Raw genomic sequence first — 13,754 nt, 5'->3', positions numbered from 1 at the left:
AGCAGGGGGGCTATCACAATAACGCCCGGCAGACCGGGCGTTTAACTTCTGGCACGACTTGCGAAGATCAGCCTGGGTTGGACTCTCGCAGGCGTCTCTCGAAAAGTGCCTCATTGATATCGACACCCGGTTGATAGCTGACGCTGAAGGCACCCAGGGCGCGCAGGGCATCGTCCAGTCGCTGATCTTCACGAAGCGCCAAGGCATCGAAGCCACAGCGACTCATGTAGTAGAGCTGATCGACCAGCACATCGCCAATGGCACGCACTTCTCCTTGGTACCCAAAACGCTCTCTTAGCAGCCTCGCCAGCGTATAGCCCCGGCCATCGTTGAAGGTGGGGAAGTCGATCGCGATCAGCGGCGCCTTGGCAAGGCGCTCGACGAGCTCTGCTGAGAGTTCGGCGTCGCTTGCAAGCCAAGGCGCAAGCTCACTCTGATCACCGTGCTCAAGCCATAGCGAGACGGGCACGATGGCAGGCCGTTCCTGTGGAAGCGCGTCTTCGCTTCTCGACAGGACCCAGGTGTTCTCCTCGGGCTGCCCCAGCTTGATCAAGGTCTTGGTACGCTCGAGTACGAATTGCGGCTCGGCGTCGATATCATTTGGCATAAACGCGCTCCTTGAAGGGCTTCAGGCCGATGCGGCGGTAGGTGTCGAGGAAGCGCTCATCTTCATGGCGCTGTTCGACATAGACCTTGAGCACCTTGTCGACGACGTCCGGCACGTCTTCGCGGTAGAAGGAGGGGCCGAGAATCTTGCCCAGCGAGGCGTCGTCAGTGGCATTGCCGCCCAACGAGATCTGGTAATACTCTTCACCCTTCTTGTCGACGCCTAGAATGCCGATATGCCCTACGTGATGATGACCGCAGGCGTTCATGCACCCCGAGATGTTGAGGTCGAGTGGCCCCAGGTCGTAGAGGAAATCGAGATCTTCGAAGCGCTCCTGCAGCGCCTGAGCGATGGGAATCGAGACTGCATTGGCGAGGCTGCAGTAGTCGCCTCCCGGACAGCAGATGATGTCGTTGAGCGTACCTACCGTAGGGTTCGCCATGCCGAGCGCTTCGAGTTCCTGCCACAACGCCTCGATCTCATCGACGGCGACATCGGAAAGCACCAGGTTCTGCTCGTGAGTGACACGTAGCTCGCCGAAGCTGTAACGATCGGCAAGCTCGGCCACCGTGTCCATCTGATCGGCAGTGATGTCGCCGGGGGCATGCTCGCGACGCTTGAGCGAGAGAGTGACGGCCTTGTAGCCTGGCACCTTGTGGCCGCTGACGTTATTGGTCACGAAGCGCGAGAAGGCGCGATTCTCGCCGCGCAGGCGTTCGAAGTCGGCAATCGCCTGCTCTGCAATCTCGCGACGTTCAGGCTCGATGAAGTGCGCGCGCGCGGTATCCACGGCAGCCTGGTTGAGGGTCTGCGAGCCATCCTTGAGGTGCGCCCACTCGGCGTCGACGCGTCGACGATACTCCTCGATGCCCAACGCCTTGACCAGAATCTTGATGCGCGCCTTGAACTTGTTGTCACGGCGGCCAAACTGGTTATAGACGCGAACGCACGCTTCCAGATAGGTGAGCAGATGCTGCCAGGGGAGATCCTCGCGCACCACGTCACCGATCATCGGCGTGCGACCAAGTCCACCCCCGGCCAGTACGCGGAAGCGCAGCTCGCCATTCTCGTTGTGCCACAGGCGCAGGCCAATATCATGCACCTGGATGGCGGCGCGATCCTCGGCGGCGCCACTCACTGCGATCTTGAACTTGCGCGGCAGATAGGCGAACTCGGGATGCAGCGTCGACCACTGGCGAATCAGCTCGCACCAAGGGCGGGGATCCTCGACTTCATCCTGGGCGATCCCGGCGAACTGGTCGCTGGTGGTATTACGGATGCAGTTGCCGCTGGTCTGAATGGCGTGCATCTGCACCTGGGCGAGCTCGCCGAGGATGTCGGGGATATCCTCGAGCTTCGGCCAGTTGAGTTGCAGGTTCTGGCGCGTGGTGAAGTGCCCGTAACCCCGGTCGTAGCGACGCGTGATTTCACCCAGTGCTCGCAACTGGCGGCTCGAGAGCATGCCGTAGGGGATGGCGATGCGCAGCATCGGCGCATGCTTCTGGATATAGAGGCCGTTCTGCAGGCGCAGCGGACGGAATTCCTCTTCCGGCAGACGCCCACCCAGATAGCGGTCCATCTGGTCACGGAATTGGGCAACGCGCTCGTCGACGAGCGTCTGATCGTAAGTGTCGTACCGATACATTCAGGAGTGTCCTGCTAGTCGGGGCGAATGAAGGAGTACTGGCTTGGTGAGCAAGATACTCCTCTTCCTATATTCTTTGAAAGAATAAATGATCATAGAAAATTAAGAAACTGTTATGAAGAACGGCCAAGGACAAGCCCCGGCAGGCATTCAATCCGCATCGTAGGAGAGCACCGGCGACAGCCAGCGCTCCAGCTCGCCGAGCGGCATCTGCTTGCGTTCGGCCAGTGCTTCGACCTGGTCCCGGGTGATCTTCCCGGTAGAGAAGTACTTCGATTGCGGATGCGAGAAGTACCAACCCGAGACGGCTGCCGCCGGCCACATGGCGAAGTTCTCGGTCAGGACGAGACCGCTGTTGCGTTCGGCATCGAGCAGGCGGAACAACGTCGCCTTCTCGGTGTGGTCGGGACAGGCCGGATAGCCGGGAGCGGGGCGGATACCCTGATACTTCTCGGCGATCAGGGAATCATTGTCGAGACTCTCCTGTGGAGCATAGCCCCAAAACTCCTTGCGTACACGCTCATGGATGCGTTCGGCGAAGGCCTCGGCAAGCCGGTCGGTCAGGGCCTGTACCATGATGGCATTGTAGTCGTCGCCGGCGGCTTCGTAGCGTTTGGTCAGCTCATCGACCCCGTGCCCGGTCGTCACCGCAAATCCGCCAATCCAGTCTGGCTTACCACTCTCCTTGGGGGCGATGAAATCGGCAAGGCTGTAACAGATGCCGTCGCGATTCTTGGTCATCTGCTGACGGATATGATGAAGTCGATGCACGATATCCTGGCGCGTCTCGTCAGCGTAGACCTCGATGACGTCGTCGTCGACACTGTTCGCCGGCCATAGGCCGATCACGCCGCGCGCCTGGATATGCTTCTCGTCGACCAGCGTCTTGAGCATCGTCTGAGCATCGGCGAACAAATTGCGTGCGGCCTCGCCGACCACCTTATCGTCGAGTATCTTCGGATACTTGCCGGCTAGCTGCCAGCTCATGAAGAAGGGCGTCCAGTCGATGCGCTCGACCAGTTCCTGGATATCGTAGTCGTCGAAGACCTTGAGCCCGGTGAAGGTAGGCTTGGGTGGGGTGTAACTCGCCCAGTCGGTGCGGAAACGGCGCTTGCGCGCCTGTTCGTAGTCGAGATCGGCGGCCTTGGGGCGACGCTTGGCATTGCGCTCGCGTACACCCTGGTACTCCTGGCGAATCTCGGCGACGTAGGCTTCCTTGAGATTGGGGGCGAGCAGCCGGCTAGCCACGCCCACTGCACGGGAGGCGTCGGTGACATAGATGACCGGGTGGTCGTACTGCGGCTCGATCTTGACGGCGGTATGCGCCTTCGAGGTGGTCGCGCCACCGATCAGCAGGGGTAGGTCGAATCCTTGGCGCTGCATCTCCTTGGCGACATGCACCATCTCGTCCAGCGAAGGGGTGATCAAGCCGGAGAGGCCAATGATATCGGCCTTCTCGTCGCGTGCCGTCTGCAGGATCTTCTCGGCCGGCACCATCACACCAAGATCGATCACGTCGTAGTTATTGCACTGAAGAACTACGCCGACGATATTCTTGCCGATGTCGTGGACGTCCCCCTTGACCGTGGCCATGACGATCTTGCCCTTGGCCTGCTGATCTTCTGTAGAGAGCTCGCGCTTCTCCGCCTCGATGTAGGGAATCAGGTAGGCTACGGCCTGCTTCATGACGCGGGCCGACTTGACTACCTGGGGCAGGAACATCTTGCCGGCACCGAACAGATCACCGACCACGTTCATGCCGTCCATCAGCGGTCCTTCGATCACTTCGATGGGGCGAGCAGCCTTGGCGCGCGCCTCCTCGGTATCCGCCTCGATAAAGGCGGTCACGCCCTTGACCAGGGCATGCTCGATGCGCTTTTCGACCTCCCATCCTCGCCACTCGAGATCCTCCTTCTTCTCCGCGCTGCTGCCGTCACCCTTGTACTTGTCGGCGATCTCCAGCAGCCGTTCGGTGCCGTCATCGCGGCGATTGAGCACGACATCCTCGACGGCGTCGCGTAGCTCGGCGGGCAGGTCGTCATAGACAGCGAGCTGGCCGGCATTGACGATCCCCATGGTCAGGCCGGCACGTATCGCATGATAGAGAAAGACCGAGTGAATCGCCTCGCGAACCGGATTGTTGCCACGAAACGAGAACGACACATTGGAGACGCCTCCCGAGAGCATCGCATGGGGCAGGTGCTTGCGAATCCACTGGGTGGCCTCGATGAAGTCGACGGCGTAGTTGTTGTGCTCGTCGATGCCGGTGGCGATGGCGAAGATATTGGGGTCGAAGATGATGTCTTCCGCCGGGAAGCCGATCTCGTCGACCAGCAGCCGGTAGGCGCGCTCGCAGATCTCGGTCTTGCGCGCAAAGGTGTCGGCCTGGCCATCCTCGTCGAAGGCCATGACCACCACGGCGGCGCCGAAGCGCCGACAGGCGGTCGCCTGTTGACGGAAGACGGCTTCACCCTCCTTGAGCGAAATCGAGTTGACCACACATTTGCCCTGTACGCACTTAAGGCCCGCCTCGATGATCTCCCACTTGGAGGAGTCGATCATGATCGGGACCCGCGAGATATCGGGCTCGCCGGCAATCAGGTTGAGGAAGCGCACCATGGCGTCGCGGGATTCGAGCATCCCCTCATCCATGTTGATGTCGATGATCTGGGCACCGCTTTCCACCTGCTCCAGCGCCACCTCCAGCGCAGTCGTGAAATCCTCCTCGACGATCAGCCGTTTGAAGCGCGCCGAACCGGTGACGTTGGTGCGCTCGCCGACATTGACGAACAGCGAGTCGGCCTCGATGTTGAATGGCTCGAGACCCGCGAGTCGGCAGGCCCTGAGGCGCTTGGGAACCGCACGTGGCGGCATCTCTTTTACCGCTTCGGCAATCGCGCGGATATGCTCCGGCGTCGAGCCGCAGCAACCGCCGATGACGTTGACCAGACCACTCGAGGCGAACTCGGCAACGATCGCCGCCATCTCCTCTGGCGTCTGGTCGTACTCGCCGAATTCATTGGGCAGGCCGGCGTTGGGGTGGGCCGAGACGAAGGTATCGACCTTGTTCGAGAGCTCTTCGAGGTAAGGGCGCAGCTCTTCGGCGCCAAGTGCACAATTCAATCCGATGGAGAGCGGCTGGGCATGTCGCACCGAATTCCAGAATGCCTCGGTGGTCTGTCCCGATAGGGTGCGGCCGGAGGCATCGGTGATGGTGCCTGAGATCATCACTGGCAGCCGCTCGCCACGCGCCTCGAACAGCTCCTCGAGGGCATAGATTGCCGCCTTGGCGTTGAGCGTATCGAAGATCGTCTCGATCATGATCAGGTCAGCACCGCCGTCGATCAGCGCCTCGGCGGCTTCGTAATAGTTCTCGCGCAGCTCATCGAAGGTGACGTTGCGCTTGGCCGGATCGTTGACATCGGGCGATAGTGAAGCGGTACGCGAGGTCGGGCCCAACACGCCGGCAACGTAGCGCGGCACGCCGGTCGCCTCACCGACGGCGTCGCATATCTCACGAGCCAGGCGCGCCGACTCACGGTTGAGCTCGACCACCAGCTCCTGCATGCCATAGTCGGATTGAGACAGACGCGTACTGTTGAAGGTGTTGGTCTCGACGATATCGGCACCCGCCTCGAGATAGTCGCGATGAATCTCGCGCACCACGTCCGGTCGAGTCAGTGCCAACAGGTCATTGTTACCCTTCAGCTCCGAAGGCCAGTCGCGGAAGCGCTCGCCGCGGAAGTCCGCTTCGTCGAGGCGAGCGTTTTGCAACATGGTCCCCATCCCGCCATCGAGAATCAGGATCCGATCGGCGAGTCGCTGGGTCAGCGCGGTGGACAGAGGGGAGGGAGCGGCGGCCATTGTCAGGAATGTTCTCCAGCATCAAATATAAGCATCGTCGGCGCGTTTTTTCGCGTTCTCGAAGGGCATCCATGGTATCAGAAAGCGGGCGTTGCGGGGCAGGGAGACAAAACCTAGTATTTCACTCGGGATTGTGCCAGCGGAGACTTTTCCTTACCATGGAGGAAGAATCAACCTTCTTGATGCAGGACTGACGACGCCATGACTCAGAACATTCAAATTACCGATAGCGCACAGGACTATCTCGCCGAACTGCTTGAAAAACAGAATGTCGAGGGGATCGCGGTGCGTATTTTCATCACCCAGCCGGGTACGCCCTATGCCGAGACCTGTCTGGCCTACTGCCGTCCCGGGGAAGAAGAGCCCACCGACGAAAAACTTGAACTCTCCAAGATCAAGGTTTTCCTCGACAAGCACAGCCTAGCGTTCCTGGACGAGGCCGTGGTCGACTTCAATGCCGATCGTATGGGCGGTCAGCTCACGATCAAGGCACCCAACGCCAAGATGCCCAAGGTCAATGCCGATAGCCCTTTGGAGGATCGGGTCAATTATATTCTCTACAGCGAGATCAACCCGGGCCTGGCGGCTCACGGGGGCGAGATCAAACTGATCCAGTTGACCGAGGAGAATGTGGCGGTGTTGCAGTTCGGGGGCGGCTGTCAGGGCTGCGCCGCCGTCGACTTGACGCTCAAGGATGGGGTCGAAAAGACCCTGCTCGAGAGGATTCCGGAGCTTGCCGGGATTCGTGACGTTACCGATCACACCGACACTACCCAGGCTTACTATCGCTGAATCATTGAGCCCTCCAAGATGCCGCTAGGCTTTCTAGTAGACCAGAGGCGGCAGGGGCGTTCTTGCCAGTCGGGCTTCGGCCTCTCGCAGTGCCTCCCGGCACTGCCCGAGTGCGGTTTCCCGCTCCGCCAGGTCACTTTCGATTCGCGACAGATGTTGCTCCAGTTCCCTATTCTTGTCCTGAAATTGCTGGTTGTGCCATGCCGCTTCACGCTGCAGCCGTTCCTGTTCGGCAAGGATGGTTCGCAGCTCCTGTAGTTGTTGATCCCGCTCCGCCAGGCGCGATTCCAGCTGTGACTGGCGGTGAGCGTGTTGCTTTTCGAGGGATTGACGCTCCTGCCGGGCATCGTCGAGCAACTGCATCAGGCGTGACTCGGCTGCCTCGTGACGCTGCTCCTCCTGAGTTAACTGCGCCTGATGTCGCTCGCTCAATTGCGCCTGGGCCTGTTGATGCTCGAGGCTTTGCGCTTCATTGCGCTGCTGGAGCCGAGTCAATTGCTCTTCTAGGCGTGCCACTTTCTGCACATGCCCCTCGTGGCGCTGCTGCAGTGTATCGCGCTCGGCTTCCACTCGGGCCAGGCGCGAACTGCGCTCCTCCAAGGCCGTCTGGATCTGTCGAAGGTGCTCGGTCAGGGCATTTTCCCGTTGTACGGCATGCTCGGCCTGACGCTCGCTTTCCCGCGCCGAGGCTAACGCTGCCTCAACCTGACGGTCGGCATCCTGGCGATAATGCGCAAGGCCTTCTCCCGCCGATTCCTGAGCCTTTCGCCATAGCTCTACGACCATGAGCTGAATGGGCTCCGGCAGCGCCTGAGGCAGAGGTTCGAGCTGGTTCTCCTCACGCTTGAGGCGCCACTGGCGAAGATGCTCGCTGATCGTGGTGAAGCTTCCCGTGCCCAGAAATTCACGCACTTTCTGCACGCCGGGGCTCTCGCCACGCTGCAGCAGGGTATCGATCGCCCTCTGCACATCCTCGTATTGAACGCCACTGCGCGCCATGGACTCCTCCCTTATTCCAAGCCTGGATGATGCCAGAAACGCCCAGCATAACGCATTTGGCTAGAAGATAAATGCTTACGTTATACGTATTACGTAATTTACTTTATCTTATCTTTCAATAACTCATGATTACCCGCATTATCTTGAATAATATTAAGTCGCCACGCACACTACGCCTCATACACTCTTTATAAGCGAGAGAACAGGCCATGCAGGGCGGCAAGCATGTCAATGTCAGTACTATCGGTGACGGTGCGCTCGAGTGGGATGGTGGCGAGGCCGAGCCGCTGCTACCGGCAGGCCATGTGCATATCGTGGCGCGCAGCGATATCGAGGCGGTTGGCGAATGGCTAAGCGAATATCGCCATAGCCCGCAGACGTTTCGCGCCTATCGCAAGGAGGCCGAGCGGCTGTTGCTCTGGTTAGGGGACCATCAGCTGAGCCTGGCCGATCTCAAGCGTGACCGATTGGCGAGTTTCGAGGCGTTCCTGAGCGATCCGCAGCCGGCCAGCCGGTGGATAGGGCCGCCGCAGCCACGCAAGGCAGCCGATTGGAAACCGTTTCGTCAGCCGCTTTCAGATGCTAGCCGACGCCAGAGCTTGGTCATCCTGCAGGGGCTTTACAGCTGGTTGAGCGAGGCGGGTTGGGTGAGCCACAACCCGTTTCGCCTGATGCGCGACAAGCGCCGTCGTCTCGACAACCGCCAGCAGGGCATCGAGCGCTATCTTGAGCGGCCGCTGTGGGAGTGGTTGTGGCAGTGGGTCAACACGCCGGAGCAGGGCTCTTGCCGTCAGGACTTTATTTGGCAACGTCGGCGACTGATCTTCGGTTTCGCCTATCTCTTGGCGCCGCGCATCAGCGAGATAGCGAGCGCTCAGATGGGGGATTTCCTGCTGCGCGAGGGGCGCTGGTGGTGGCGGGTGACGGGGAAGGGCGGCAAGACCGCCACTGTGCCGCTACCCTCCGATATGCTCGCGCTGCTCGAGGGGTGGCGACGCTTTCTGGACCTGCCTGCGCATCCCGACCCGGCCGACACGAGCCCACTGCTGCGCGCACTCGATGGGCGGCGCGGCCTTGGTGACAATCAGCTCTATCGCCTGATAAAGAGGGCGTTTGCCGATGCTGCCGATACGCTGGAGACGCAGGAGGATAACGCCCTACGACCCATGGCGCGCAGGTTGCGCAAGGCCACGCCCCATTGGCTTCGCCATACAGCGATTACCCATCAGGCGCAACACGGGGTGGAGCTGCGTTATCTGGCCATGAGCGCACGCCATTCGCGACTGGATACCACGGCGCGCTATCTGCACGCCGAGGCCGAGGAATGGCATGAACAACTGGCCAGTCACGGCCTCGAGTCGACCCTGGTCGGGGGGGCGAAACGGACCCAGGAAGGGGAGTCGCGTTATACTGGCGGCAACCGTAACGAGGAGTGATCATGAAACCACAGGAAGCGACGCCACAAGCTGCCCAGCAGGAGCTGGTCGATGAATTTGCCATGTTCGACAATTGGATGGATCGCTACCAGTACATTATCGACATGGGCAAACAGCTGCCTGCGTTTCCGCCAGAGTGGAAGAGCGATGAACTGAAGATCCAGGGCTGCCAATCCAATGTGTGGATGCGCCACGAACTGGAAGGGGAGCGGTTACGCTTCGATGCCACCTCCGATGCCGCCATCGTCTCGGGGCTGATCGCGGTATTGCTGCGCATCTACAATCACCGTACTGCCGAGGAGATCGTGGCGACAGAGCCGCGCTTCATCGAGGCGCTGGGGCTCGATCAACACCTCTCGCCGACGCGCAGCAACGGGCTGCACGCGATGCTCAAGCGTATCTACGATGTCGCCGAAAAGAAGGCCGCCTCCGCTTGATGTCCGCAGGCGAGGGGCACGGTGACATGCTGCTGGCGTTCCCGCGAGAATGCGCAAGGCCCAGTCTTGGCTGAAAGATTCCTACAGAGGGGGAGTCATTGCCCCGAGTCGAGTTCATTGGGGCGGCAGCAGTGCTCGTCGAGCTCGGGATCGTCGCGACAGAGCCGTTCGCTGGGGCCACCAGGCACCGGGTCCATGCCACCCGGGTGTCCCGGGTGGCACTTGACAATACGCTTGAGGGCCAGCCAGCCTCCCTTGAACGACCCGTGCACCTGAATCGCTTCAACGGCGTAGTTCGAGCAGCTTGGCCAGAAGCGACAGCGTGGGCCGAGCAGGGGGCTGATGAGATATTGATAAGCTTTCAGCAGCCCGATCATCAGCAGGGAGAGCCCACGGGCACTCAATGAGAGCGGGTAGCGTAGCCACGTCAGCGGGCGAAGCATGGCTAGCGTGAGGACTTGGCGCCATAGAGCGCGTCGGGATCGATCAATGGCTCGCTGATGACGCGCGCCTCTTCGCCCTCCAGGGCAACATAGAAGCAGCTGCGCCGGCCGCTGTGACAGGCAGGCCCCGTCTGGTCGACGAGTAGCAGCAAGGTGTCGCCGTCGCAGTCGATGCGTGCCCCCTTCAAATGCTGCTCCTGTCCCGAAGATTCCCCCTTGCGCCACAGCTTGCCCCGCGAGCGCGACCAGTAGCAGACGCGCCCGGTGCGTAGCGTCTCAAGCAGTGATTCACGATTCATCCAGGCCATCATCAGCACTTCACCGCTATCATGCTGTTGGGCGATGGTCGGCAGCAGCCCATCGCCACTCCACTTGATCGCTTCGATGATCTGCTCGGCAGGATAGCGTGTCTGGGTAGCGGCGCTTTCGAGCGCCTTGAAGAGTTGACTCATGGCGATTCCGACTTGGACGAGGGGAGACGGCTTAGTTTAAGTGAGGCAGCGGTCACATATGCCGAGCAGTTCGATGGTCTGACGTTCGACGCAAAAGCCCAGCTCGCGAGCACGAGCCGAGAGCTGAGCATTGACGTCGTCAAGATGCAGTTCTTCGACGCGGCCGCATTTATGGCAGATCAATAGCTGAAAACCGTGCGTATGCTCGGGGCAGGGGCAGGCGACGTAGGCATTGAGCGATTCGATGCGGTGCACCAAGCCCTGCTCGATCAGAAAATCGAGCGCTCGGTAGACCGTCGGAGGACGTGCGGCGGCATGCTCCAAAGCCAGCTTGTCGAGTAGGTCATAGGCCTTGAGACCGCCGTCGGTACCGGCAATCATCTCCAGCACCCGACGGCGAATCGGCGTGAAGCGCACGCCACGTGCCTGACACTGATTTTCGGCCTGCTGGATCAAGGGACGTGAATCGAACATGGAGCGCCTGATAGCAAGAGTGAGCATAACGTGCGGACATAGTACGCGGCTGGCCGCGGTGCGACCAGATCGTCAAGCCGGACAGGCCTGCACCGCTTCGTGAAGCTCCCCCTTGCGCGCGAAGTGGCGGCGGGCAAAGGCGACGCGTGTCGCGATATCCACGCCCTCAGGCTGTCGCTCGATCAGATCGAGGCGGGGGCGAAGGCCTTCGCCGTTGGCCATCTGGATCGCCAGGCCGGGGCGCGCGTTCAGCTCGAGCAGCATGGGACCATGATCGCGGTCGAGGACCATATCGGTGCCAAGGTAGCCAAGCCCGGTCATCTCATAGCAGCGCGCGGCCAGGGTCAGCAGCGTCTCCCAGTCCGGGATCTTCAGGCTTGAGAGTTCATGCCCGGTATCGGGGTGATCGATACGCGGGCGGTCATGCTGGACGCCGCGCAGGGCGGTGCCGGTGGCGATGTCCAGCCCTACGCCCACCGCTCCCTGGTGAAGGTTGGCCTTGCCATCCGATGCCGCCGTGGAGAGGCGCATCATGGCCATGACCGGATACCCCTTGAAGACGATGACGCGGATGTCCGGCACCCCTTCGTAGGTGTATTCCGCTAGACTGGCATCGAAGTTGATCAGGGCCTCTACCACCGCGACATCGGGCGATCCACCCAAGGAGTAAAGACCGGACAGGATATTGGAGACATGCCGCTCGAGGGATTCGCGCCCCAGATTGGCTCCACTCGGCTTGATGTAGCTGTCACCCTCGACCCGCTCGATCACCAGTATGCCCTTGCCGCCGCTACCCTTGGCTGGCTTGATCACGAACCCGCCATGACCGGCGACCATCTTGGTGACGTGCTTGACGTCGAACTGGGTACTCACGGTGCCGATGAGTGCAGGGGTGGTGATACCGTACTCATGAGCGAGCAACTTGGTCTTGAGCTTGTCGTCCACCAGCGGATAGAGGCGCCGGCTGTTGTAACGCCCAATATAGCGAATGTTGCGGCGATTCATGCCGATGATGCCTTTCGCGCGAAGCTTGCCGGGTGTCGTCCACATGCGCGAGCGCCTCAGTCGTTGGTGACCGGCTTGAAGCGTCGCAGCTCCAGTAGCCGGTAACCGGTGTAATTGCCAAGCAGTAGTATCAGTGCCATCAGAATGAGCTGGACACCTAGGAAGTTGAAGGTGATGTGCCGCACCCAAGGGTTGTTCATGGCCAAATAGGCCAGCACCGCCGTCAACAGGCTGCCGCCGCCCTGGATCAGCACTTGCTTGGGGCCCTCTTCCTCCCACAGGATCGACATTCGCTCGATGGTCCAGGAGAGGATAATCATCGGGAAGAAGGTGATGGTCAGACCCGCATTGAGCCCGATGCGGTAGGAGAGTACCGAAAAGATCGAGATGATGGCGATGACCGTGATGATCACCGCCGACACTCGCGCTACCAGTAGTAGGTTGAGATGAGAGAGATAGCTGCGTATCACTAGCCCCACCGCCACGATCAACAGAAAGCCGATCAAGCCGGTGGCAAGCGTGGTCTGTATGAAGGCCAGCGCGATCAGTACCGGCATGAAGGTGCCGGAGGTCTTGATGCCGACCAGAACACGCAGTAGCACGACCACCAGAGCACCAATGGGAATCAGCAGAATCGTCTGAAACAGTGCCTGCTCCTCAAGAGGTAGGCTATGGATCGAGAAGTTCAGTAGGGTGTCGCTTGAGAGCTGATTGCGTACGGCCGCTGCGGCCGGCTGGTTATGCTGCAGCATCGAGAAGCTGATGCGTGAGTTGGTCCCGCCCTGAACCTCCAGGACCGCCTGACCATTATCCTCCCATAACAGCAGGTTTTCCGGTCGGCCTTGCTCGCCAGTCACCGGGTTGAAGAGCACCCAGCGCTCGTCGTCGAAGACCTGCAGCCAGGAGGTCAGGCTCTGCCGACGCCGGCCATCCTCGAGGAGCAGACCATTGACTTCGCGGGCGTGAATGCCGGCTTCGTTGAGCAGCCTGACCAGCAGCGGGCCCGGGTCATATTGGGTCAGCAGCAAGCGCGAGTTCTCGCCCTGACGATCGCCGACGACATCGCGGATCAACTCACGAGTAAAGGTGAACGGGGTAGCGGAGCGCTGCCACGCACGCTCGATCACCTGGCTGACGACACTGTCGTAGGGACGCTCCCAGGCGATATCGCGTGGCAGCGGTGGACGCTGCGCCAAGGGAGGGCGGGAGTCCGGCGCCACCAGCAGCTGCACGGAGTAGTAGAGCTGTTGGCTACCTTGCGCCTCACGAATCGACCACTGGGCGCGACGTCCACGCTGGTTATCGATGAACGACAGACCATAGCCGGAAGAGGCGGTGTTCTCGGTGAGCACCCGGTACTCCGATTGGTGTGAAGGGAGCGCCATGTCGACGAGCACGGGGCCACCCGTGGCGTTGAAGTTGACCAACGCCTCGATTTCCCATACCTGGCGCTGCTCGCCCGGTGTCCAGGGCACTTCGAACTGCACGTGTCGATGCACGCTCAAGGCAATGCCAGCGATCAGCAAGAAACCGGTAAGAAGATAGAAGGGCAGGCGTGACATGCAGTTTCCTTGTCAAAGTTTCACGCGAAGAGCAGTCG

12 protein-coding genes are annotated in these 13,754 nt (G+C 60.7%); 3 read left to right on the top strand and 9 right to left on the bottom strand.

Going from position 1 to position 13,754, the window contains the following annotated elements; all coding sequences use genetic code 11:
• Positions 1-67: 67 nt before the first annotated feature.
• From HJD22_RS14180 to metH, 3 genes are all read right to left on the bottom strand, one after another.
• Positions 68-607, bottom strand: coding sequence for a DUF934 domain-containing protein (locus HJD22_RS14180; protein ID WP_208656376.1), 540 nt, complete (start codon positions 605-607; stop codon positions 68-70).
• Complete coding sequence (locus HJD22_RS14175) at positions 597-2,252, bottom strand: nitrite/sulfite reductase (protein ID WP_208656377.1); 1,656 nt, start codon at positions 2,250-2,252, stop codon at positions 597-599. The genes HJD22_RS14180 and HJD22_RS14175 overlap by 11 nt, the downstream gene beginning before the upstream one ends.
• Before the next feature lie 150 nt (positions 2,253-2,402).
• Positions 2,403-6,116, bottom strand: a complete 3,714-nt coding sequence (gene metH / locus HJD22_RS14170; RefSeq protein WP_208656378.1) for a methionine synthase — start codon at positions 6,114-6,116, stop codon at positions 2,403-2,405.
• A 201-nt stretch (positions 6,117-6,317) separates the two neighbouring features.
• Here metH and nfuA point away from each other — a divergent pair, with 201 nt between their 5' ends.
• The gene (gene nfuA, locus HJD22_RS14165; protein WP_208656379.1) at positions 6,318-6,908 is read left to right on the top strand and encodes a Fe-S biogenesis protein NfuA; all 591 of its coding nucleotides are present in this window, start codon (positions 6,318-6,320) and stop codon (positions 6,906-6,908) included.
• Positions 6,909-6,941: 33 nt separating this feature from the next.
• On the opposite strand, the gene HJD22_RS14160 is transcribed toward nfuA, so the two are convergent.
• A complete protein-coding gene (locus HJD22_RS14160; RefSeq protein WP_208656380.1) occupies positions 6,942-7,907 on the bottom strand; it encodes a DNA-binding protein in 966 nt (321 codons plus the stop codon).
• 209 nt (positions 7,908-8,116) lie between these two features.
• On the opposite strand from HJD22_RS14160, the gene HJD22_RS14155 reads away from it, so the two are divergent.
• Both HJD22_RS14155 and HJD22_RS14150 read left to right on the top strand, forming a co-directional pair.
• Positions 8,117-9,343, top strand: a complete 1,227-nt coding sequence (locus HJD22_RS14155) for a site-specific integrase (protein ID WP_208656381.1) — start codon at positions 8,117-8,119, stop codon at positions 9,341-9,343.
• Positions 9,344-9,345: 2 nt separating this feature from the next.
• Complete coding sequence (locus HJD22_RS14150; protein WP_208656382.1) at positions 9,346-9,780, top strand: SufE family protein; 435 nt, start codon at positions 9,346-9,348, stop codon at positions 9,778-9,780.
• Positions 9,781-9,875: 95 nt separating this feature from the next.
• Here the strand turns inward: HJD22_RS14150 and yidD are convergent, their stop codons facing one another.
• The 5 genes from yidD to HJD22_RS14125 form a co-directional block, all read right to left on the bottom strand.
• Positions 9,876-10,223 (bottom strand): membrane protein insertion efficiency factor YidD, encoded by a 348-nt coding sequence (gene yidD / locus HJD22_RS14145; protein WP_208656383.1) that lies wholly within the window; start codon positions 10,221-10,223, stop codon positions 9,876-9,878.
• A gap of 2 nt (positions 10,224-10,225) precedes the next feature.
• Positions 10,226-10,675, bottom strand: coding sequence for a phosphoribosyl-AMP cyclohydrolase (gene hisI / locus HJD22_RS14140; protein ID WP_208656384.1), 450 nt, complete (start codon positions 10,673-10,675; stop codon positions 10,226-10,228).
• Between the two features lie 36 nt (positions 10,676-10,711).
• A complete protein-coding gene (locus HJD22_RS14135; RefSeq protein WP_208656385.1) occupies positions 10,712-11,149 on the bottom strand; it encodes a transcriptional repressor in 438 nt (145 codons plus the stop codon).
• Positions 11,150-11,221: 72 nt separating this feature from the next.
• A complete protein-coding gene (locus HJD22_RS14130; protein WP_208656386.1) occupies positions 11,222-12,199 on the bottom strand; it encodes an alpha-L-glutamate ligase-like protein in 978 nt (325 codons plus the stop codon).
• 11 nt (positions 12,200-12,210) lie between these two features.
• Positions 12,211-13,716, bottom strand: a complete 1,506-nt coding sequence (locus tag HJD22_RS14125) for a UUP1 family membrane protein (RefSeq protein ID WP_208656387.1) — start codon at positions 13,714-13,716, stop codon at positions 12,211-12,213.
• Positions 13,717-13,754: the final 38 nt, after the last annotated feature.

This window comes from Halomonas sp. TA22, assembly GCF_013009075.1.
Classification (GTDB): Bacteria; Pseudomonadota; Gammaproteobacteria; order Pseudomonadales; family Halomonadaceae; genus TA22.
The sequence above is the reverse complement of the archived record's forward strand: the minus strand, read 5'-3'. Positions and strand labels throughout refer to the sequence as shown.

Bases quoted from the DNA above. Each gene is read 5' to 3' on its own strand.
- HJD22_RS14125 (WP_208656387.1), bottom strand. From the start codon at position 13,716: ATGTCACGCCTGCCCTTCTATCTTCTTACCGGTTTCTTGCTGATCGCT.
- HJD22_RS14130 (WP_208656386.1), bottom strand. From the start codon at position 12,199: ATGTGGACGACACCCGGCAAGCTTCGCGCGAAAGGCATCATCGGCATG.
- HJD22_RS14175 (WP_208656377.1), bottom strand. From the start codon at position 2,252: ATGTATCGGTACGACACTTACGATCAGACGCTCGTCGACGAGCGCGTT.
- nfuA (WP_208656379.1), top strand. From the start codon at position 6,318: ATGACTCAGAACATTCAAATTACCGATAGCGCACAGGACTATCTCGCC.
- HJD22_RS14160 (WP_208656380.1), bottom strand. From the start codon at position 7,907: ATGGCGCGCAGTGGCGTTCAATACGAGGATGTGCAGAGGGCGATCGAT.
- HJD22_RS14155 (WP_208656381.1), top strand. From the start codon at position 8,117: ATGCAGGGCGGCAAGCATGTCAATGTCAGTACTATCGGTGACGGTGCG.
- metH (WP_208656378.1), bottom strand. From the start codon at position 6,116: ATGGCCGCCGCTCCCTCCCCTCTGTCCACCGCGCTGACCCAGCGACTC.
- HJD22_RS14135 (WP_208656385.1), bottom strand. From the start codon at position 11,149: ATGTTCGATTCACGTCCCTTGATCCAGCAGGCCGAAAATCAGTGTCAG.
- yidD (WP_208656383.1), bottom strand. From the start codon at position 10,223: ATGCTTCGCCCGCTGACGTGGCTACGCTACCCGCTCTCATTGAGTGCC.
- HJD22_RS14180 (WP_208656376.1), bottom strand. From the start codon at position 607: ATGCCAAATGATATCGACGCCGAGCCGCAATTCGTACTCGAGCGTACC.
- HJD22_RS14150 (WP_208656382.1), top strand. From the start codon at position 9,346: ATGAAACCACAGGAAGCGACGCCACAAGCTGCCCAGCAGGAGCTGGTC.
- hisI (WP_208656384.1), bottom strand. From the start codon at position 10,675: ATGAGTCAACTCTTCAAGGCGCTCGAAAGCGCCGCTACCCAGACACGC.